The 20,213-nt window shown below is 72.4% G+C and carries 16 protein-coding genes; 6 read left to right on the plus strand and 10 right to left on the minus strand.

Going from position 1 to position 20,213, the window contains the following annotated elements; all coding sequences use genetic code 11:
* Positions 1-49: 49 nt before the first annotated feature.
* Entirely contained in the window at positions 50-2,197 is a 2,148-nt protein-coding gene (gene uvrB / locus JJV70_RS12370) for an excinuclease ABC subunit UvrB (protein ID WP_219047918.1), read from the minus strand.
* Between the two features lie 529 nt (positions 2,198-2,726).
* Here uvrB and JJV70_RS12375 point away from each other — a divergent pair.
* From JJV70_RS12375 to JJV70_RS12385, 3 genes are all read left to right on the plus strand, one after another.
* A complete protein-coding gene (locus JJV70_RS12375; RefSeq protein WP_257573838.1) occupies positions 2,727-3,545 on the plus strand; it encodes a glycerophosphodiester phosphodiesterase family protein in 819 nt (272 codons plus the stop codon).
* 80 nt (positions 3,546-3,625) lie between these two features.
* Complete coding sequence (locus tag JJV70_RS12380) at positions 3,626-4,171, plus strand: methylated-DNA--[protein]-cysteine S-methyltransferase (RefSeq protein ID WP_219047920.1); 546 nt, start codon at positions 3,626-3,628, stop codon at positions 4,169-4,171.
* A 114-nt stretch (positions 4,172-4,285) separates the two neighbouring features.
* Entirely contained in the window at positions 4,286-5,620 is a 1,335-nt protein-coding gene (locus JJV70_RS12385; RefSeq protein WP_374227284.1) for an MFS transporter, read from the plus strand.
* A gap of 139 nt (positions 5,621-5,759) precedes the next feature.
* Here the strand turns inward: JJV70_RS12385 and JJV70_RS12390 are convergent, their stop codons facing one another.
* Positions 5,760-6,473 (minus strand): PIG-L deacetylase family protein, encoded by a 714-nt coding sequence (locus JJV70_RS12390; protein WP_257573840.1) that lies wholly within the window; start codon positions 6,471-6,473, stop codon positions 5,760-5,762.
* Between the two features lie 127 nt (positions 6,474-6,600).
* On the opposite strand from JJV70_RS12390, the gene JJV70_RS12395 reads away from it, so the two are divergent.
* Both JJV70_RS12395 and JJV70_RS12400 read left to right on the plus strand, forming a co-directional pair.
* Positions 6,601-7,377, plus strand: a complete 777-nt coding sequence (locus JJV70_RS12395) for a class I SAM-dependent methyltransferase (protein WP_219047921.1) — start codon at positions 6,601-6,603, stop codon at positions 7,375-7,377.
* A gap of 160 nt (positions 7,378-7,537) precedes the next feature.
* Positions 7,538-8,725: a CapA family protein gene (locus tag JJV70_RS12400; RefSeq protein ID WP_308294798.1), complete on the plus strand. Its 1,188-nt coding sequence runs from the start codon at positions 7,538-7,540 to the stop codon at positions 8,723-8,725.
* A 288-nt stretch (positions 8,726-9,013) separates the two neighbouring features.
* Here JJV70_RS12400 and JJV70_RS12405 read toward each other — a convergent pair whose 3' ends face one another.
* From JJV70_RS12405 to rpsA, 6 genes are all read right to left on the minus strand, one after another.
* The gene (locus tag JJV70_RS12405) at positions 9,014-9,724 is read right to left on the minus strand and encodes an HNH endonuclease family protein (protein WP_219047923.1); all 711 of its coding nucleotides are present in this window, start codon (positions 9,722-9,724) and stop codon (positions 9,014-9,016) included.
* A 126-nt stretch (positions 9,725-9,850) separates the two neighbouring features.
* Positions 9,851-10,213: a tetratricopeptide repeat protein gene (locus JJV70_RS12410; protein WP_219047924.1), complete on the minus strand. Its 363-nt coding sequence runs from the start codon at positions 10,211-10,213 to the stop codon at positions 9,851-9,853.
* A 61-nt stretch (positions 10,214-10,274) separates the two neighbouring features.
* Positions 10,275-10,868 (minus strand): dephospho-CoA kinase, encoded by a 594-nt coding sequence (coaE, locus tag JJV70_RS12415; RefSeq protein WP_219047925.1) that lies wholly within the window; start codon positions 10,866-10,868, stop codon positions 10,275-10,277.
* A 64-nt stretch (positions 10,869-10,932) separates the two neighbouring features.
* The gene (locus tag JJV70_RS12420) at positions 10,933-11,889 is read right to left on the minus strand and encodes a PAC2 family protein (RefSeq protein WP_219047926.1); all 957 of its coding nucleotides are present in this window, start codon (positions 11,887-11,889) and stop codon (positions 10,933-10,935) included.
* A 203-nt stretch (positions 11,890-12,092) separates the two neighbouring features.
* On the minus strand, positions 12,093-12,446 hold the full coding sequence (locus JJV70_RS12425) for a VOC family protein (protein ID WP_219047927.1): 354 nt from the start codon (positions 12,444-12,446) through the stop codon (positions 12,093-12,095).
* A gap of 141 nt (positions 12,447-12,587) precedes the next feature.
* Positions 12,588-14,099 carry a 30S ribosomal protein S1 gene (gene rpsA, locus JJV70_RS12430; RefSeq protein ID WP_219047928.1) on the minus strand — a complete coding sequence of 504 codons (1,512 nt, stop codon included), beginning with the start codon at positions 14,097-14,099 and terminating at the stop codon, positions 12,588-12,590.
* A 390-nt stretch (positions 14,100-14,489) separates the two neighbouring features.
* Between rpsA and JJV70_RS12435 the strand changes: the two genes are divergently transcribed.
* Positions 14,490-15,305 carry a class I SAM-dependent methyltransferase gene (locus JJV70_RS12435; RefSeq protein ID WP_308294799.1) on the plus strand — a complete coding sequence of 272 codons (816 nt, stop codon included), beginning with the start codon at positions 14,490-14,492 and terminating at the stop codon, positions 15,303-15,305.
* A 214-nt stretch (positions 15,306-15,519) separates the two neighbouring features.
* Here the strand turns inward: JJV70_RS12435 and JJV70_RS23250 are convergent, their stop codons facing one another.
* Positions 15,520-17,097, minus strand: a complete 1,578-nt coding sequence (locus JJV70_RS23250) for a lytic murein transglycosylase (protein ID WP_306823451.1) — start codon at positions 17,095-17,097, stop codon at positions 15,520-15,522.
* Between the two features lie 228 nt (positions 17,098-17,325).
* A complete protein-coding gene (gene polA / locus JJV70_RS12445; RefSeq protein WP_374227285.1) occupies positions 17,326-20,091 on the minus strand; it encodes a DNA polymerase I in 2,766 nt (921 codons plus the stop codon).
* Between the last annotated feature and the right edge of the window lie 122 nt (positions 20,092-20,213).

The raw sequence follows: 20,213 nt of genomic DNA on the forward strand, positions 1-20,213 counted from the left end.
CCGGGCGGCCAGGCCCAGGGCACCCGAAGGCCCGGCCCACCCGAGCCGGTCACTTCAGTCCGGCCTCGCGCATCTGGCGCAGTTCCTTCTTCAGCTCGCTGACCTCGTCCCTCAGCCGGGCGGCGACCTCGAACTGCAACTCGGCGGCGGCCGCACGCATGCGCTCGGTGAGCTGTTCGATGACCCCGGCCAGTTCCGTCGCGGGCCGGTCCGTCGGCGTGGCCTCGGTGCCGGCGGCGGCCCCCTGGGCGTCCGCCTTGACCGCGCCCTTGCCCAGTGCTGGCACCGGTGCCTTCGGCTTGCCGCCCTTGCCGAGCTCCCACGGCTGGCGGTAGCCGGTTCCCAGCAGTTGCTCGGTGTCAACCTCCTCCCGGGCGATGGCGGAGACGATGTCGCCGATCTTCTTGCGCAACGGCTGCGGGTCGATGCCGTGCTCGGTGTTGTAGGCGATCTGCTTGGCCCGGCGCCGGTTCGTCTCGTCGATGGCCTTCTCCATCGCCGGAGTGATCTTGTCCGCGTACATGTGGACCTGGCCGGAGACGTTGCGCGCGGCACGGCCGATCGTCTGGATGAGCGAGGTGCCCGAGCGCAGGAAGCCCTCCTTGTCCGCGTCCAGGATCGCCACCAGCGACACCTCGGGCAGGTCCAGGCCCTCGCGGAGCAGGTTGATGCCCACCAGCACGTCGAACTCGCCCGCGCGCAGTTCGCGCAGCAGTTCCACCCGGCGCAGGGTGTCCACGTCGCTGTGCAGGTAGCGCACGGCGATGCCCATCTCCAGGAAGTAGTCGGTCAGGTCCTCGGCCATCTTCTTCGTCAGCGTGGTGACCAGGACCCGTTCGTCCTTCTCGGTACGGGTGCGGATCTCGTGCACCAGGTCGTCGATCTGGCCCTCGGTGGGCTTGACGACGACCTCTGGGTCCACCAGGCCGGTCGGGCGGATGATCTGCTCCACCACACCGTCGGAGCGGGAGAGCTCGTAGGGGCCGGGGGTGGCGGACAGGTACACCGTCTGCCCGGTCCGCTCCAGGAACTCCTCCCATTTCAGCGGCCGGTTGTCCATAGCGGAGGGCAGCCGGAAGCCGTGGTCCACCAGGGTGCGCTTGCGGGAGGCGTCGCCCTCGAACATGGCGCCGATCTGCGGGACGGTGACGTGGGACTCGTCGATGACCAGCAGGAAGTCCTCGGGAAAGTAGTCGAGCAGGGTGTGCGGCGGGGAGCCGGGCTCACGGCCGTCGATGTGCAGCGAGTAGTTCTCGATGCCCGAGCAGCTGCCGATCTGCTGCATCATCTCCAGGTCGTATGTGGTGCGCATGCGGAGCCGCTGGGCTTCCAGCAGCTTGCCCTGTTTCTCCATCGTGGCCAGCGTCTGCGCCAGTTCGTCCTCGATGGCCCGCACCGCGCGGTGCATGCGCTCCTCACCGGCCACGTAGTGGGAGGCGGGGAAGACGTACAGCTCCGTGTCGCCACTGATGACCTCGCCGGTGAGGGGGTGCAGCGTGGACAGCGCCTCGATCTCGTCGCCGAACATCTCGATGCGGACGGCCAGCTCCTCGTAGACGGGGAAGACCTCGATGGTGTCCCCCCGCACGCGGAAGGTGCCACGGGTGAAGCTGACGTCGTTGCGCGTGTACTGGATCTCCACCAGGCGCCGCAGCAGCGCGTCCCGGTCGATCTCCTCACCCACCTTCAGCGGCACCATGCGGTCCACGTACTCCTGCGGCGTACCCAGGCCGTAGATGCAGGAGACGGAGGCGACCACCACCACGTCCCGCCGGGTGAGCAGCGAGTTCGTCGCGCTGTGGCGCAGCCGCTCGACCTCCTCATTGATCGAGGAGTCCTTCTCGATGTAGGTGTCGGACTGCGGGACGTACGCCTCGGGCTGGTAGTAGTCGTAGTACGAGACGAAGTACTCCACCGCGTTGTTCGGCAGCAGCTCGCGGAACTCGTTGGCCAGTTGGGCGGCGAGTGTCTTGTTCGGCGCCATCACCAGCGTGGGCCGCTGGAGCTTCTCGATCATCCACGCCGTCGTCGCCGACTTGCCGGTGCCCGTGGCGCCGAGCAGCACCACATCCCGCTCGCCCGCCTCCACCCGCTGGGCGAGTTCGGCGATGGCGGTGGGCTGGTCGCCACTGGGCTGGTAGGGGCTGACGACCTCGAAGGGCGCCACCTTGCGTTCGATCTGGGTCACGGGCCGCATGACACCCACCGTACGGCGGACCACTGACAACGCGCCGTGCGTCACCCCCCTGTCCGGGCCTGCTCACCTGACCCGCCAACGTTCAGCTCGTGGTCACCCGGCACCCGTTTGGCGCCCATGTGAACGCCGTCGCGGCCGGGAAAGCTCCCCGTGGGCGCGTCGCTGACGCAGCGCGACGACGGGTTGGCGCACCGTCGAAGCACCGGCGTGGGCGCGCGGCGCGCACACCGTCGCCCCCCGATGTGAGGAGCTTCCTGTGTCCCTTCGCCCCACCGCTGTGACCGGTTCGTTCCTGGGCGTCCTCGCGCTCGTCCTCACCGCCGCCCCGGCCTCCCCGGCCACCCCGACACCGCCGGGGACCCTCGCCCCGGCGTCGCCCGCCCCGGCGGCGTCCGCCCCGGCGCCGGTGCCCGCGCCCGGGACGCCGGTGCCCACACCGACGCCGCCGCCCGCACCGACACTGCCGCCCGCGCCCGAGGCCCCGGTCGTCCCCGCCGCGCCCGACGCCCCCGTGCCACCCGAGGTCCCCCTGCCCGGCACTCACCTGCCCGACGCTTACCTACCCGACGGGGTAGTGCCCGTCGCGCACCGCGGCGCCTCCGCCTACGCCCCGGAGAACACCCTCGCCGCCGCCGACAAGGCCGACCAGCTGGGCATCGCGTGGGTGGAGAACGACGTGCAGCGCAGCAAGGACGGCGAGCTGATCGTCCTGCACGACGAGACGCTGAAGCGCACCACGAACGTCGAGGAGGTCTTCCCGGACCGCGCGCCGTGGAAGGTGGCCGACTTCACCGCGGCGGAGATCGACCAGCTGGACGCGGGCGCCTGGTTCGGCGAGGAGTACGCGGGCGAGGGCGTGCCCACGCTCAGCGAGTTCCTGGACCGGATGAGCGCGAACCAGCAGAAGCTGCTGCTGGAGATCAAGAAGCCGGAACTGTACCCGGGCATCGAGCGGGACATCCTCAAGGAGCTGGGCAACGAGGGCTGGCTCGACCGGCAGCACCTGCGCTCCCGCCTGGTCATCCAGACCTTCGACGCCGCCTCGCTGCGCCGCGTCCACGACCTGAATCCCGCGGTGAAGACCGGCTTCCTGGGCACCCCGGCCGTGGCCGAGCTGCCTGACTACGCGGCCTTCGCCGACCAGATCAACCCGCGCTTCACCACCGTCACCGCCGCGTACGTGGACGCCGTGCACGCCACCCCCGGAGCGAGCGGTCAGCCCCTGGAGCTGTTCACCTGGACCGTGGACGACGCGGAGACCGCCACCCGCATGGCCGACCTCGGCGTGGACGGCATCATCAGCAACCGTCCTGACGTCATCCGTGACGCGGTGCGCGGCCGGGACTGACGCACCGTACGGCTGCGCTGGGGTGCGTGCCGTTCCGCCGCCGCTGACCGTTGTCAGCGGGCGGTCGTAGGGTCAGCCCCATGACCGCCACCCTCGTGCCCGCGTCCTGGACGGTGCGGCGCACCCCCGTCGGCCCGCTGCTGCTCCTCGCCAGCGACGCGGGCCTGCTCAGCGTCGGCTTCCACGCCGAGCGGCACCGGATACGGCGCGCGCTGGAACAGGCCGAAGCCCGGCTCGGCGCCGCGCCCGCCGAAGCCGGGAGCCATCCGGTGCTGCGGGCCGCGGCCGGGGAGCTGGACGCGTACTTCGCCGGCCGGCCGCACACGTTCGGCATACCGCTGGACTGGTCGCTGACGGAGGGGTTCACCGCACGCGTCCTGCGCGAGCTGGCGGCGTCCGTGCCGTACGGCAGCGTCATCACCTACCAGGAGCTGGCCGACGCGGTGGGGCAGCCCGGCGCGGTCCGGGCCGTGGGCGCGGCGATGGGCGCCAACCCGCTGCCCCTCGTCGTTCCCTGCCACCGGGTGGTGGCGACCGGTGGGGGGCTCGGCGGCTTCAGCGGCGGGCTGGACACCAAGCGGGCCCTGCTGGCGCTGGAGGGAGTGCTGCCCGCCCCGCTGTTCTGACCGGTGGTCCCCCTCTCCCGGCGGAGGCTGGCCGGGCGCGGCGGCGGGGCGTTCCGCCGCGGTCGTCGGCGCTATGCGGTGGGCCGCGCGGGCGGCGGCTGCCACAATGCCCGCGTGACCAACCCCGCCGAAGGCGCCGACACCCCCGCCATATCCGCGCTCGCCCCCGCCGTCTCCCCCGTCGCGCCGCCTGCGGCAGGCGTCCCCTCGGCGCCGGAAGTCGCCGCCATCCGACGCCGCACCAACGCGGTGCTGATCGCCTCCCAGGTGCTCGGCGGCCTCGGCGTGGCGACGGCCATCGCGCTGGCGGCCGTGCTCGCGCAGGACATCGGCGGTTCGGAGGCGGTCGCCGGGCTGGCCTCGACGGCCTCGGTCATCGGCACGGCGCTGCTGTCGGTACCGCTGGCCGCGCTGATGGCGGCACGCGGCCGCCGGGCGGGGCTGACGCTGGCGTACCTCATCGCCGCGGCGGGCGGCGCGGTCGTCGTCGTGGCCGCCGTGCTGGGCTGGTTTCCGCTGCTGCTGGCGGGCATGGCGGCCTTCGGCGCGGGCTCCTCCGCCAACCTCCAGGCCCGCTTCGCGGCGGCCGACCTGGCCGAGCCGCAGCACCGCGCGCGCACCATCTCGCTGGTGGTGTGGGCCACCACGATCGGCGCGGTGACCGGGCCCAACCTCGCCGGACCGGCCGGGAGAAGCCTCGCGGGGTTCGGGATACCCCAGACGGCAGGCCCGTTCGTGTGGGGTACGGGCATCTTCCTGATCGCCGGTGCCCTGGTGTGGTTCCTGCTGCGGCCGGACCCGCTGCTCACCGCGCGGGCGATCGCCGCCGGGGCCGGTGACGGCCCGGACGACTCCGGCGCCGACCGCTCGGTGCGCGCGGGCTGGCGCGCGGTGACCGCCTCACCCCGCGCCCTGCTCGCGCTGGCGGCCATCACCGGCTCGCACACCGTCATGGTGGCGGTGATGGTCATGACCCCGGTGGACCTCAGCCACCACGGCGCCGACCTGGAGCTGATCGGGTTCGTCATCAGCGGTCACATCGCCGGGATGTACGCGTTCTCACCGGTCATGGGCTGGCTCGCTGACCGGGTGGGACGCGTCGCGGTGATCGGGTTCGGCATGGGCCTGCTGGCGTTGGCCACACTGCTGGCGGGCACGTCCGGCGGCGACCACACGCAAAGCGCGGTGGGCCTGTTCCTGCTGGGCCTGGGCTGGTCGGCGGGTCTGGTCGCCGGGTCGGCGCTGCTGACCGACTCCGTGCCCGGTGCGGCGCGGACGGCGGCCCAGGGCCTGTCGGACCTGGCCTCCAACGCGGCGGCCGGGGCGGGCGGCGCGCTCTCAGGCGTCGTCGTCGCCCAGGCGGGCTACGGCTGGCTCAACGCCCTGGCCGCGACGCTGCTGCTCCCGCTGGCCGTCCTGGCCCTGCGCGCGGCCCGCCACCGGGGGTGAGCCGGGCGCGCCCGCTGCCTGCGCGACCCGCTCCGCCAGGCGGGCGGCACGCCCGCCCCCGCGCCGCTGCCGTCGTCCCCCCGCTGAGGCCCGACGCCGGGCTGTCCCACGTCTGCTCCCGGGGTCCGCCGGGCAGGTCCTAGCGCGGGTGGACGCGGAAGGCGACCGCAGGGTGGCCCAGGCGCTGGCGCAGCGGGTCCATCGTGGCCGCCAGGAAGGTACGGGCGTACTGCTCCGGTGGTTCGTCGCTCAGCGCGCTGAGGTAGGCGTGGTGCTCGGTGAGCGAGGCGACCGCGCGCTCGACGTCCTCGTCGGTGACCTGCTGGGCGTGCGTCGCGCCGGCCACGACGCTGATGGCGACCCAGCGCACGCCGTCCCACCGTTCCAGGCCGCCGTCGGCCAGCTGTTCGGGGAAGATCCACCGGTTGCCCGCGTCCGAGGCCGCGTCCACCGTGGCCCGCGCGACCGCCTTGTGGTCGGGGGTGTTCCAGTAGCCGCCGGGCCAGGTCTCGTCGCCGCTGATGGTGAGCACCAGTTCCGGGCGGTGGCGGCGGATGGCAGCGGCCAGATCCCGGCGCAGGGGGACGCCGTACTCGATCACGCCGTCCCGGTGGTCGAGGAACTCCACGGCCGGGACGCCGACGGCCGCCGCGCTGGCCCGCTGTTCCCGTTCCCGCACCCGGGCCGCCTCGGCGGGCTCCATCGAGTCGATGCCCGCCTCGCCCCGGGTGACGAGGAGGTAGCTGATCTCCTTGCCCTGGGCCGTCCAGTGCGCGATCGCGGCCGCCGCGCCGTACTCCAGGTCGTCGGGGTGGGCGACCACCGCCAGGGCCCGCTGCCAGTCCTGCGGCATCGCCGCGAGTTCTTCCGCCACCTGTGCCTCCGGTACCTCGTTGACGTTAGCGATGCTCACACGGGGATTCCCGTGCGGCACGTCCAACCGCACCACGGCCACCGGCATTCCGGCGAAAGGCACCTCGATGTCCCGACGACTGCACACCAACCGCTCCTCGCTCGCCCACCGGATCAGCTACGCGGCCAAGCACCCCGGGCGCATCCCGCCCCACGTGCGCCGTCTGGTGCGGGACTGGCGGCTGCGGCGCATGGCGGGCAGCGACCACGTGGCCTACTACCGCGCGGTGATGAAGGACGACACCGCCCGCAGCCCGGAATCAGCGGTCGGCAGCGCCACGCACGAACGCTGGGTCGCGCTCGGCGAGATGCAGTTCGACTACCTGGTCCGGCACGGCCTGTCCCCCACGGACCGCATGCTGGAGATCGGGTGCGGAAACCTGCGGGCGGGCCGGCTGTTCATCGCCCACCTGGAACCGGGGAACTACCACGGGATCGACATCTCGCCCGAGATCCTGCTCGCCGCGCGGCGCACCCTCGTCCAGCACCGGCTCCAGGCCAAGCTGCCGCACCTGACGCTGGTGGACGACCTGAAGCTGGCCCACCTGCCGGACGGCTACTTCACCGTCGTGCACGCGCACAGTGTCTTCTCGCACTCTCCGGTGGAGGTCATCGACGAGTGCCTGGCACACGTGGGCCGCGTGCTCGCACCGGGCGGGCACTTCGACTTCACCTACAACCGCACGCTGGGCCGGGAGCACCAGGTGCTGCGCGAGGACTTCTACTACCGGACGGAGACGCTGACGGCCCTGGCGCACTCGCACGGGTTGTCGGCGCGGGCGATGACGGACTGGGAGGAACTGCCGCACCAGCAGTCGAAAATCCGGGTCACGCACCCCGGGTAGCGGCGCGGGGTAGCGCCCCGGTGGTACCCCGCTCCTCCGCACGAGTGGTCCCGCGCCGCCATACCGGCTAACCGTCGGCGTGGCGGCGCAGGCACGTTTCCGCCAAAGTACACAAGTGGGATTATCACATTAATCCGCCTCTGTGCCTTGGAGTGGAGCCGTGCCCTCTCACAGCCGACGCCGCACCAGAACCCTGCTGGCCGCCGCCGTGCTCACCCCGCTGGCCGCGTGCGGCCAGCCGGACGGAGGCCCGCCCCAGGACCGCCCCTCCCCGCAGGACACCCCGGCCGCCGGGAAGACCGAGGCGTTCACCCTCGTCGCGACCGGCGACATCCTCAGCCACGACTCCGTCATCCGGCAGGCCGCCGCCGACGCGGGCGGGGAAAGCGGCGACGGCACCGGGCCCCGCACCTACGACTTCCGCAGCATGCTCGCGGGCGCCAAGCCCGTCGTCGCCCAGGCGGACCTGGCCATCTGCCACCTGGAGACGGTCGTCGGCGCCGACGGCGGCCCGTTCTCCGGGTACCCCATGTTCCGCACGCCGCCGCAGGTGGCGCAGGCGATCGCCGACACCGGGTACGACAGCTGCTCAACGGCGTCCAACCACACCCTGGACGCCGGTCCCGAAGGGGTCGAGCGCACCCTGGACGCGATGGACGCGGCCGGAGTCCGGCACGTGGGCTCGGCCCGCTCGGCGGCCGAGCGCGACCAGCCGGCGATGCTGACGGCGGGCGGGGCGAAGGTCGCGCAGCTCGCCTACACCTACGGCACCAACGGCATCCCGGTACCCGAGAACCAGCCGTACCTGGTCAACCTGATCGACGCCGACCGTATCCTCGCCGACGCCACCTCCGCGCGGGCGGCCGGAGCGGACGTGGTGGTGGTCAGCATGCACTGGGGCACCGAGTGGCAGGAAGAGCCTAACGCGCAGCAGCGGGCTCTCGCCGGGCAGTTGACGGCCGCCCAGGTGGACGGGCGGCGCGCGATCGACCTGATCATCGGCACCCACGCCCACGTGCCGCAGGCGTACGAGAAGGTGGGCGGCACCTGGGTGGTGTACGGCATGGGTGACCAGGTGGCCGGAGTCATGAACGACCCGCGCGGCCAGTACGGCTCGACAGCCCGCTTCACCTTCACGCCCCCCACGCGGGCGGGCGAGGCGTGGCGGGTGACGAAGGCCGAGTTCGTGCCGCACGTGATGGACAACGACCCGCTGCGCGTGGTCAACCTGCCGCGCGCGCTGCGCGAGGACCCGGACCAGCCCCGGTACGTCAAGGCCCAGGAGGCCATCAAGGAGGCCGTACTCAGCCGGGGCGCGGCCAAGGACGGCCTGCGCCTGGGCCGGTGAACTGACACGCGGGTCAGGTGGCCGCACTCCGCCCGCCGCGCAGCGTCTGCGCCGGGACCCCGCGCTTCCTGCTCGCACCGGCACACCGGCGGGCGCCGCAGCCGACCGTGCCCCTGCGTCGGCAGGTCCTCTCGGGCAGGGCTGCGCTGGCTGCCTCCAGGTCCCGGCAGAGCTCCTGGAACTCAGCCGGTCCGTCGTCGCCGCTTATGGTCGCCGGGTCATGCGCCCCCTTGGCGGCAGATACCACTGACTACACAGGGCAGGCACACAAGTGGCGCAGCGATCCGCCTATCGCGGGGCGGTAAAGTCCGGTGGGGCTGTGGTGGGGGCGGTGCCGGTGGGGAGGGGTTCGTCGGGGCAGGCGGTGAGGACGCGAGTGAGGGCGGCGTGTTCGGCTTGCGTCACCCACAGCTCGTACTTGTCCTTGACCGCGACCTGCGCGGCCGCGTACGCGCAGCGGTAGGGCTTGTGCGGGGGGAGCCAGGTGGCGGCGTCGGCGTCGCCCTTGGCGCGGTTGGCGCTGGCATCGACGGCCAGCAGGTTGAGCGGGTCGTTGGCGAACGCGATGCGCTTGGCGGGCTCCCAGGCGTGGGCGCCCTTCTGCCAGGCGTCGGAGAGGGCGACGAGGTGGTCTATGTCCACCTCGCTGCGGCCGCCGCGTTCGAAGGTGACGCGCTCGCCGGTGAAGGGGTCCGGGGTGAGGGTGCCGGAGGTGACGGTGCAGTCGTCTTGCACCGTGACGTCGGTGAGGTCGCGCTGGAGTATGTCGTCGCGGGTGCCGCAGCCGTTGCCGTCGGTATCGGGCCACGGGGAGCCGAACTTGCGGCGGTCATACCCGGATTTCGGGGCACGTCCTTTGACGGTGAGGTCATCCAGCGACGCGAGCGCGGCGGACCCCGCACCGGGGTTGCCGTCCACGTCGGGGACGTCCTCGACGGTGCAGGCGGTGGCAAGGAGCAGGGCGGCGAGGACTGCGGCGGCAGGGGCGCGACGGGTCATGCCCGCGAGCTTAGGACCGCGCGGGGCGGAAGGCAGCGCCCGGGGCGGGCACTTCGGCCCCGCGCAGTCCGGCGGGAGTGTGGCGTCCGCTCCAGCAGACCGGCGGGCGGGGCGCGCGGCGCCGGCTCAGTCCTCCTCGAAGCGGGCGGCGCCCAGGTACTCCGGGCGCGGGTCGAGCGCGGCGGCCAGGCGGAAGTGGCGGCGGGCCTCGTCGGCACGGTTGGCGCGCTCCAGGGTGCGGGCCAGGGCGTGGTGGGCGAAGGCGTTGTCCGGCTCGCGTTCCAGGACCAGCTGAAACTCCAGCTCGGCCGAGCGCAGCTGCGCGGAGTGGTAGAAGGCGCGGGCCCGCAGCAGGCGGGCGGCGGTGTTCTCCGGGTGCGCGGTGATCAGCGGGTCGAGCAGCTTGACGGCGCCTCGCGGGTCCCCCGCCTCCAGCAGCTTCTCGGCGGCGCGGAAGTCGATGACGTGCGTCTCGGGCGTGCGGGACATACGGTGCCTCCTTCGGCCCGGAACAACACCCGGGTGTACCGGAGCATTCCCGTCCCGCGCGCTAGGCACGCTTGCGCAGGCTCTCCCACACCTGACGGACCTGCGGTTGAAGGGCGTCGAGCGGGCCGTCGTTGTCGATGAGGTGGTCGGCCAGCGCGCGGCGTTCGGCGCGGGTGGCCTGCGCGGCCATGCGGGCACGGGCCTCGTCCTCGGACATACCGCGCAGCTCGGTCAGGCGCCGCAGCTGGGTTTCGGGCGAGACGTCCACGACCACCACCACGTCGTACAACGGGGCGAGACCGTTCTCGGCCAGCAGCGGCACGTCGTGGACGACGACGGCGTCCTGGCCGGCGGCCTGCCGCAGTTCGGCGGAGCGGGCGCCGACCAGGGGGTGGACGATGGCGTTCAGCGCGGCGCGGCGCTCGGCGTCGGCGAAGACGATGCGGCCGAGCGCCGGGCGGTCGATGCCGCCGTCCGCGGTGAGGATGCCTTCGCCGAACTCCGCGACGACGGCGGCGTGGCCCTCGGTGCCGGGTTCGACCACCTCGCGCGCGATGCGGTCGGCGTCGATGAGGACGGCGCCGTAGGAGACGAAGAGACGCGCGACCTCGCTCTTGCCCGCGCCGATGCCGCCGGTCAGTCCCACAGTGAGCATGGCCGACACCTTACTGGCCGGTTCCGCGCGCGCCCCGGCCGGTGGCGTTCCCCCGGCAGCCGGATCAGCTCTGGCCGTCGCCGCCTTCGCGCTCGCGGTCGGCCAGGAAGCGTTCGAAGACCGCGCCCAGCTCGTCCGCCGACGGCAGCTCGGCGGGCTCGGCGACGAGGTTGCCGCGCGTGGCGGAGCCCGCGATCGCGTCGTACTGCTGCTCCAGTCCGCGTACGACGGCGGCCAGTTCACCGTCGCCGTCGGCGAGCTGACGCTCGATCTCCGTCTGCGTCTTGTGGGCCTGGCCGCGCAGGGTGTGGGCCAGGGCGGGCAGGACGAGCCCGGTGGCCGAGGTGATCGTCTCGACGACGACGAGCGCGGCGTCCGGGTACGGGGAGCGGGCGATGTAGTGGGGGACGTGCGCGGCCAGGCCCAGCGCGTCGTGCCCGGCGCCGGTCAGCCGGTACTCCAGCAGCGAGGCGGCGCTGCCGGGGACCTGCGCCTCGTCGAACAGCGTGGGGCGGCCGGGCACCAGATCGCTGCGGTTTCCATGCGGGGTGAGACCGACGGGGCGGGTGTGCGGGACGCCCATGGGGATGCCGTGGAAGGTGACCGACAGCCGCACGCCCAGGCGCTCGACGATCTCGCGGACGGCGGCGGTGAACAGCTCCCACTGGACGTCCGGCTCGGGGCCGCTGAGCAGGAGGAACGGCGTGCCCGTCGCGTCGTGCAGCAGCCGGACCGCCAGCTCGGGGGCGTCGTAGGACACCCACTGGTCGCGGCGGAACGTCATCATCGGGCGGCGGGCCCGGTAGTCGATCAGGCGGTCGGCGTCGAAGCGGGCCACCGTCTGGTGCGGGCGGCTGTAGAGCAGGCGCTCCACGATCTGCTCGCCGGTGGCCCCGGCGTCGATGAAGCCCCCGAAGTGGTAGAGCATGACCAGACCGCCGCCGACGCCACGGTCGATGATCTCGTCCACCGCTCGCAGGCCGCTCGGCTCCCACTCGTACAGATCACGCGGCTTCAACACGGCTTACCTCGCCCCTCGGGTTCGCTTACCGCCCTCTCCAACGCGGGGGGCGGCAAGGTCATTCCCGCCCGCTCTGCCGGTTTCCGGTGTGGCGCTGGCGCGGGGCGGCTCGGGCGGCAGGCGCGCGCCGTGAGCCGCCCGGGGGGCACCTGCCACCGGAGCGTGACGCCGCCAGCCCCCGGCAGGCACGCTACGGGAAGCCTTTACGGACGCCGCTGGCCGAGGACGCAGAACTCGTTGCCCTCGGGGTCCGCCAGAACAACAAACGACTGGTCGCCCTGGCCGACGTCCACGGGCCGGGCGCCGTGGGCTACCAGGCGAGCCACCTCGGCGCCCTGGTCGTCCGGGCGGAAGTCGGGGTGCAGCCGGTTCTTCACCGTCTTGCCCTCCTCGACCTGGACAAAGAGCAGCCCCGGCAGGCGGTCTGGTGCGGGGCGGATCTCGAACTCCTCAGGAGAGGGTTCGACCACGACCCAGCCGAGCGCCTCGGCCCACCACTGCCCCAGGGCCACCGGGTCCCTCGCGTCCACCACTACCTGTTCCCATTCCAAAGCCATCCCCCAAGCTTAGCCCGCATGTGATCATGGGGACACGGCCAGGCCCGACCGGCTACGCGTGAGGCCCGCTCCCCCGGGTGGGGGAGCGGGCCTCACGCGTGGTGTTTCAGCCGCTCGGGCTCAGGGCCGGGGCCGCTGGGCTCAGCTCTGGCCGCCCGCGAGCTTCTCGCGGAGAGCCGCCAGGGCCTCGTCGGAGGCCAGCGCGCCGCTGTCCTCGCCGGAGTCCGACGAGTAGGAGCTGCCGCCGCCACCGCCCTGGCTGCCGCCGCCCTGCGGGGCACCGGCGGGGGCACCCTCGGCCTCGGCCTTCTCGTCGGCCTCGCGGGACTTGACGACCTGCGCCTGGTGCTGCTCGAAGCGCGTCTGCGCCACGGCGTACTGGTTCTCCCACTCCTCGCGCTGCTTCTCGTAGCCCTCGAGCCAGTCGTTGGTCTCGGGGTCGAAGCCCTCGGGGTAGATGTAGTTGCCCTGGTCGTCGTAGGACGCGGCCATGCCGTACAGCGTCGGGTCGAACTCGACGGCCATCGGGTCGGCGCCGAAGGACTCGTTGGCCTGCTTCAGCGACAGGCTGATGCGGCGGCGCTCCAGGTCGATGTCGATGACCTTGACGAAGATCTCGTCGTTGACCTGGACGACCTGCTCGGGGATCTCCACGTGGCGCTCGGCCAGCTCGGAGATGTGGACCAGGCCCTCGATGCCCTCGTCCACCCGGACGAACGCGCCGAACGGCACCAGCTTGGTGACCTTGCCGGGCACGACCTGGCCGATCTGGTGCGTGCGGGCGAACTGCTGCCACGGGTCTTCCTGCGTCGCCTTCAGCGACAGGGAGACACGCTCGCGGTCCATATCGACGTCCAGGACCTCGACCGTGACCTCCTGGCCGACCTCGACGACCTCGGAGGGGTGGTCGATGTGCTTCCAGGACAGCTCCGAGACGTGCACCAGACCATCGACGCCGCCGAGGTCCACGAACGCACCGAAGTTGACGATGGAGGAGACGACGCCGGAGCGCACCTGGCCCTTCTGCAGGGTGGTGAGGAAGGTCTGGCGGACCTCGCTCTGCGTCTGCTCCAGCCAGGCACGGCGGGACAGGACCACGTTGTTGCGGTTCTTGTCCAGCTCGATGATCTTGGCTTCGAGCTCCTTGCCGACGTACGGCTGGAGGTCGCGCACGCGGCGCATCTCGACCAGGGAGGCGGGCAGGAAGCCGCGCAGGCCGATGTCGAGGATGAGACCGCCCTTGACGACCTCGATGACGGTACCGGTGACGATGCCGTCCTCGTCCTTGATCTTCTCGATGGTGCCCCAGGCACGCTCGTACTGGGCGCGCTTCTTGGACAGGATCAGGCGGCCTTCCTTGTCCTCCTTCTGGAGAACCAGGGCCTCGATCTCGTCACCGACGGCGACGACCTCGTTGGGGTCAACGTCGTGCTTGATCGACAGCTCACGGGAAGGGATGACGCCCTCGGTCTTGTAACCGATGTCGAGCAGGACCTCGTCCCGGTCGACCTTCACGATGACGCCGTCGACGATGTCGCCGTCGTTGAAGTACTTGATCGTCTCGTCGATCGCGGCGAGGAAGGCTTCCTCGGAACCGATGTCGTTGACCGCAACCTGCGGGGTGGTCACGGTGGTCTCGGTGCTGCTCGTCATGTGGTAAAGGGCTCCGGTACGGACACAGAAGTCGTAGGTACTGCTACGCCGTGAGCCCGTATCGCAACCGCCGAAGCCGGACAGCCTTCAGAGGCGCTCCCCCGAAAAACGGCGAAGACACCTCGACAACCGAGGGGACATACAACAGAAGCGAGCGCGACCTGCTCCGTCCGAGGCGCGCAGGCCCGCAGCGCAACTTGTAGCATACGGCCGCGGGCGAGCATGGTCAATGCGCGTTTGCGACAGGTGGGACAGATGGGGCAAACCGCCACCGGTCCGGGACGCAGTCGCCGCCGCACACCGCAGTGTGCTCCCCGCACGCCGCACGTACAAGATGCCTACAGCCTATCGTTGCCGCGCGGCGCGACGGTGAAGGGGTGCGGCGGTGCGGTGACACGTGACGACGAGGACGACGACGGCTACGCGGTGCGCCGGGACGCGGGAGGCGCCGAAACCAGCCGCGCCAACCGCGGCTGGTGGGACCGCAACGCCGACGCCTACCAGCGCGAACACGGCGCGTTCCTCGGCGACGCCCGCTTCGTCTGGGGCCCCGAAGGGCTGGAGGAGGCCGACGCCCGCCTCCTGGGCGACCCCGCGACGCTGGCCGGGGCGCGCGTGCTGGAGATCGGCGCCGGAGCCGCGCAGTGCTCACGCTGGCTGGCCGCACAGGGCGCCCGCCCGGTGGCGCTGGACCTCTCGCACCGGCAGCTCCAGCACGCCCTGCGCCTCGGCGCGGACGGGCTGGGCCTGGTGGAGGCCGACGCCGGTGCGCTGCCCTTCGCCGACGGCGCCTTCGACCTCGCCTGCTCCGCCTACGGAGCGGTGCCCTTCGTCGCCGATCCGGTCCGGGTCTTCCGCGAGGTGCGGCGCGTGCTGCGGCCCGGCGGGCGGTGGGTGTTCTCGGTGACGCACCCCTTGCGCTGGGCGTTCCCCGACGAGCCCGGGCCCGCAGGACTGACGGTCTCGGCGTCCTACTTCGACCGCACGCCCTACGTCGAGCAGGACGAGGCCGGGCGCACGCTGTACGTCGAACACCACCGCACGATGGGTGACCGGGTGCGGGACGTGGTAGCCGCCGGATTCACCCTGCTCGATCTGGTGGAGCCGCAGTGGCCAGCGTGGAACTTCGCCGAGTGGGGCGGCTGGTCCCCCCGGCGCGGCGCGCTCATCCCGGGCACGGCGATCTTCGTGTGCGCTCGCCCCTGACCCTCCCCCAGTCTTCGCCCGGGCGAGAGGCCGGGGCCTTCCGCTCCGCCTTTCCCTCCGCCGCTCCGCCGGGGACCATGGCGGCGTGTGGCTCGGTCTCCCCGTGCGGGACGCGCTCGGCCGGGCCGCAGCCGCCGGCTGGTGAACCGCCGCCGGCTCCACCGTGGCCCGGGCCTCAGGCCACGGGTGCCGCAGGTCCTCCTACCGGGCCGCGTCAGGCGCGGGACGCCCTGGCGGTCGGCTGGGGCTTGGTGGCCGCATCGTCCTGGTGGCCCGGCTCGGGCTGGTGCGCCGGGTCGTCCGCGTCGTCTTCCTCGGGGTCGGTGTCGCCGGTGTCGGTGTCGCCGTCAGCCTCATCGCCGCAGGGGTCGGTGGACTCGTCGTCGGGCTTGTCGCCGGGCTTGTCCTCGGGCTCCTCGCCGTCCTGCTGGGTCTCGTCCCGTTTCTCGCGGTCCTGCTTTTCGCCGTCCTGCTGGGCGCCTGGCTTCTTGGCTTCGTCCGGCTGGGCGTCCGGCTTCTTGGCGGGCTTCCGGTCGGTGGGCTTCTCGGTACCGGGCTCGGGCTGGTCCTCGTCCTCGCCTGGCTCGGTCGGCTCGTTTGGGTCGGCTTCGCACTCGGCCGGGAGCTCGTCGGGCTTCTCGCCCGGCTCGTCGGGCTCCCCGGGGGTGGTCGGCTTGTCGTGCGGCTTCTCCTGCGGGGGCGGGTCCATGGGGTCGGGGCGGTCGCCGGGGCGGGCCGGGCGCGCGGGCCTGTCCTCGCCTGCCCGCCCGTCGAACCCGTCCGGCCGCTCCCGGTCCCCGCCGTTGCCCGGCTCCGGCTGGGGTTGCGGCTTCACCCCGGGCTGGGTTTCCGGCTTCGGCTTCGGCCCGGGCGTGGTCTCCGGCTTCGCACCAGGCTTGGCTTGGGGCTTCGGCTTCGCACCGGGCTTCAGCTTGGGGGCGTCCGCGGCTGCGGGCCGGTCGGAGACCGGGCGGGTGGCAGGCTGGTCCGGGTTGCCCGCGCCCGGGGAGCCGGGCAGGGAGCCGCTGGTGTCGGGGACCTCGCGCACACCCTTGCGGTAGAACTCCAGCCAGGACAGCACGGTGCGCAGGTATTCGGTGGAGCGGTTGTAGCTGAGGATGGCCTGTTCCAGGTCGGCGCGCTGGTCCAGGTTCCGGCCGTTCGCACACAGGTAGCGGGCGGCGGCCAGGGCCGCGTCGAAGATGTTGTTGGGGTCCTTGGCACCGTCGTCGTTGCCGTCGGCTGCCCAGGTGGCCCAGGTGGAGGGGATGAACTGCATGGGGCCGACGGCCCGGTCGTGGGTCGTGTCGCCGTCGTGCGCGCCGCCGTCGGTGTCGCGGATGAGAGCGAAGCCGTTGCCGTCGAGCTTGGGGCCGAGGATGGGCGCTGTGGTGGTGCCCTCGGCGTCCACCGCGCCGCCACGGGCCTGGCCGGATTCCACCTTGCCGATGGCGGCGAGCAGTTGCCAGGGCAGATTGCACCCGGGCCGCTCGGCGCGCACCGTGGACTCGGCTCGCTGGTAGGCGGCCAGGACGGTGGCGGGGATACCTGCCTCGGCCGGGCCGGTGAGGACCGGAGTGCCGTCGGGGTCAAGGTCGTTGGACGTGCCCGGCTTGCCCGGCGACTCCAGCGGCGGGAGCTCGGTGTGGTAGGAGTCGTCGCCTTCGGGCAGCTGGTCACCGGCGCCCGCGGCCGGGTCCTTGGCCTGCGGTTCGGGCCACAGCGGAGCGCCGGGCGCCTGCGAGGCGGAGAGGACGACCATGGCGGCCGCAGCGACGGCCGTACTGGTCATACCCTTGCGAATCCTGCCACCCCTACGACCCGCCATACGGCCGTCCCTCCCCTATGCGTGTGCGTGGTCATGCTGCCGTGTGCACGGCGAAATCAACGGCAGCGAGGTGACTTTACGACACCCCGCTGCCTTCGGCCACGGCCGGGGTGATCCGGTTTCCGGACACCATGCGGCGCTGGCGCCCGGCGGCCGTCCGGCTAGTGAACGGGGCCTGGCCACAGACGTGCGTCAGTGGGCCGCCGACTCCCAGTCGGCGCCCACCCCCACGGACACGTCCAGCGGGGCGCGCAGTTCCACCGCGCCGGACATCTCGCGCCGTACCAGCTCCTCCGCCGCGGCCCGTTCACCCGGGGCGATCTCCAGCACGATCTCGTCGTGCACCTGCAGCAGCAGGCGCGAGCTCAGTTCCCCGGCGCGCAGGGCGCTGTCCACCCGCAGCATGGCGATCTTGACGATGTCGGCCGCGGTGCCCTGGATGGGGGCGTTGAGCGCCATGCGTTCGGCCATCTCACGGCGCTGCCGGTTGCTGGAGTTGAGGTCCGGCAGATAGCGGCGGCGGCCGAGCATCGTGGAGGTGTAGCCGACAGCGCGGGCCTCTTCCACGGCGCGGCGCAGGTAGTCCCGCACCCCGCCGAACCGCTCGAAGAAGGTCTCCATCAAACCGCGCGCCTCCTCCGGGCTGATGCCCAGCTGCTGGGAGAGGCCGAAGGCGGACAGGCCGTAGGCCAGCCCGTAGGACATGGCCTTGATCTTGCGGCGCATCTCCGGATCGACGGCGCCCGGTTCGACGCCGAAGACCTGCGAGGCGACGGTGGTGTGCAGGTCCTCCCCGCCGGTGAACGCCTCGATGAGCCCGTCGTCGTCGGACAGATGCGCCATGACGCGCAGCTCGATCTGGCTGTAGTCGGCCGTCATCAGCGACTCGTAGCCCTCGCCGACGACGAACGCCCGCCGGATCGCGCGGCCTTCGTCGGTCCGCACCGGCACGTTCTGCAGGTTCGGGTCGGTGGAGGACAGGCGGCCGGTGGAGGCCACGGTCTGGCTGAAGGTGGTGTGGATACGGCCGTCCGCGCCAATCGTCTTGATCAGGCCCTCGACCGTGGTGCGCAGCTTGGCCTGCTCGCGGTAGCGCAGCATCAGCACCGGCAGCTCGTGGTCGGTCTGCGTGGCCAGCCAGGCCAGCGCGTCGGCGTCGGTGGTGTAGCCCGTCTTGGTCTTCTTCGTCTTGGGCAGGGCCAGTTCACCGAACAGCACCTCCTGCAGCTGCTTGGGCGAACCGAGGTTGAACTCGTGGCCGACGGCGGCGTGCGCCTCACGTACGGCCTGCTGCACGGCGTCGGCGAACTGCTGCTCCAGCTGGCTCAGCCACGGGCGGTCGGCGGCGATACCGGCGCGCTCCATGCGGGCCAGCAGCTCCGAGACGGGCAGCTCCATGCCGGCCAGCAGCTCCGTGGCGCCCACCTCGGCCAGGCGTCCCTTGAACGCCTCGCCCAGGTCCAGCACGGTGCGGGCCTGGCCCATCAGCGCGTCGGCCTCGGCCGCCTCGTCGGCCCCCAGCGCCAGCTGGCCGCTGGCGCTCTGCGCGGGCTGGGGCAGCTCGCGGGCGAGGAACTCCACGCTCAGCGCCTCCAGGGCGAAGCTGCGGCGGCCCGGCTGCACCAGGTAGGCGGCCAGCGCGGTGTCGGTGGTGATGCCATCGACGCGCCAGCCGTGCTCGGCGAACACGCGCTGGGTGGCGCGGGCGTTGTGCACGGCCTTGGGCTGGCCCGGGTCGGCCAGCCAGGCGGCGAACGCCTGCTCGTCGGCCGCGTCCAGCTGCGCCGGGTCGAACCAGGCGGCCGGGCCATCGCCGGTGGCCAGCGCGACCTCGGTGACCTGGCCCGCGCCCAGCTTCCAGTCGTCCACACTGGCCAGGCCCAGCGGGCGGCCCTGCGCGGTGTGCTCAGCCAGCCAGCCAGCCAGCTCGCCCGTGCCCAGCACCCTGCCGTCCAGCTCCACCCCGGCCGCCGGGGCGGGCTCGGCGCCTTGACCGGCGGTGCCCGGGTCGGCGGCGAACAGGCGCTCGCGGAAGTTGGCGTTACGGATCTCCAGCGCGTCCAGCAGGGTGCGCAGCGCCTCCCCGTCGTAGGGGGCGCGCTCCAGCTCGGCGGGGCCGCACGGCAGCGCGACGTCGCGCACCATTTCCGTCAGCCGCCGGTTGAGCTTCACCGCCTCCAGGTGCTCGCGCAGGTTCTGCCCGGCTTTCGTCTTGATTTCCTCCACCCGGGCCACCAGCTCCTCGAACGAGCCGAACTGGCTGATCCACTTCGTGGCCGTCTTCTCGCCGACGCCGGGGATGCCGGGCAGGTTGTCCGACGGGTCACCGCGCAGGGCCGCGAAATCCGGGTACTGGCGCGGCTCCAGACCGTACTTCTCGCGCACCTTCTGCGGGGTGAAGCGCGTCAGCTCCGAGACACCCTTGGTGGGGTAGAGCACGGTGACGTGGTCAGAGACGAGCTGAAACGCGTCCCGGTCGCCGGTGACGATGGACACCTCAAAGCCCTGCGCCTCGGCCTGCGTGGCGAGCGTGGCGATCACGTCGTCCGCCTCGTAACCCTCGATGGCGAACCGCTTGACGTTCATCGCGTCCAGCAGTTCACCGATCAGCTCCACCTGGCCCTTGAACCCGTCCGGTGTCTTGGAGCGGTTCGCCTTGTACTCGGTGTACTCCTGGGCGCGCCACGTCTTGCGGGAGACGTCGAACGCCACCGCGAAATGGGTCGGCGCCTCGTCACGCAGGGTGTTCGACAGCATGGAGGTGAAGCCGTAGACCGCGTTCGTCGTCTGCCCGGTGGTGGTGGAGAAGTTCTCCTCGGGCAGCGCGAAGAAAGCCCGGTAGGCGAGCGAGTGCCCGTCCATGAGCAGCAGGCGGCGCGGCGGCGCCGGGTCACCGCCGCCGTGCCGCGCCGACTGGGGGTCGTCAGGAGTTGCCGTCTTCGCCACGTTCTCAGCCACGGGACCGATCCTGCCATGCCGCACTGACAGCCCACGGCGCGATACCGGCCAGGGCGCCGGGCACCGCGCGCGGCGCGGGTCGCCGCGCGCGGCGCGGGTCGCCGCGCGCGGCGCGGGTCGCC

The organism is Streptomyces sp. JJ66 (genome assembly GCF_019303495.1).
In the GTDB taxonomy this organism is placed as follows: Bacteria; Actinomycetota; Actinomycetes; order Streptomycetales; family Streptomycetaceae; genus Streptomyces.

Bases quoted from the DNA above. Each gene is read 5' to 3' on its own strand.
- uvrB (WP_219047918.1), bottom strand. From the start codon at position 2,197: ATGCGGCCCGTGACCCAGATCGAACGCAAGGTGGCGCCCTTCGAGGTC.
- JJV70_RS12380 (WP_219047920.1), top strand. From the start codon at position 3,626: ATGACCGCCACCCTCGTGCCCGCGTCCTGGACGGTGCGGCGCACCCCC.
- JJV70_RS12390 (WP_257573840.1), bottom strand. From the start codon at position 6,473: ATGCCGCAGGACTGGCAGCGGGCCCTGGCGGTGGTCGCCCACCCCGAC.
- JJV70_RS12395 (WP_219047921.1), top strand. From the start codon at position 6,601: ATGTCCCGACGACTGCACACCAACCGCTCCTCGCTCGCCCACCGGATC.
- JJV70_RS12405 (WP_219047923.1), bottom strand. From the start codon at position 9,724: ATGACCCGTCGCGCCCCTGCCGCCGCAGTCCTCGCCGCCCTGCTCCTT.
- JJV70_RS12410 (WP_219047924.1), bottom strand. From the start codon at position 10,213: ATGTCCCGCACGCCCGAGACGCACGTCATCGACTTCCGCGCCGCCGAG.
- coaE (WP_219047925.1), bottom strand. From the start codon at position 10,868: ATGCTCACTGTGGGACTGACCGGCGGCATCGGCGCGGGCAAGAGCGAG.
- JJV70_RS12425 (WP_219047927.1), bottom strand. From the start codon at position 12,446: ATGGCTTTGGAATGGGAACAGGTAGTGGTGGACGCGAGGGACCCGGTG.
- rpsA (WP_219047928.1), bottom strand. From the start codon at position 14,099: ATGACGAGCAGCACCGAGACCACCGTGACCACCCCGCAGGTTGCGGTC.
- JJV70_RS23250 (WP_306823451.1), bottom strand. From the start codon at position 17,097: ATGACCAGTACGGCCGTCGCTGCGGCCGCCATGGTCGTCCTCTCCGCC.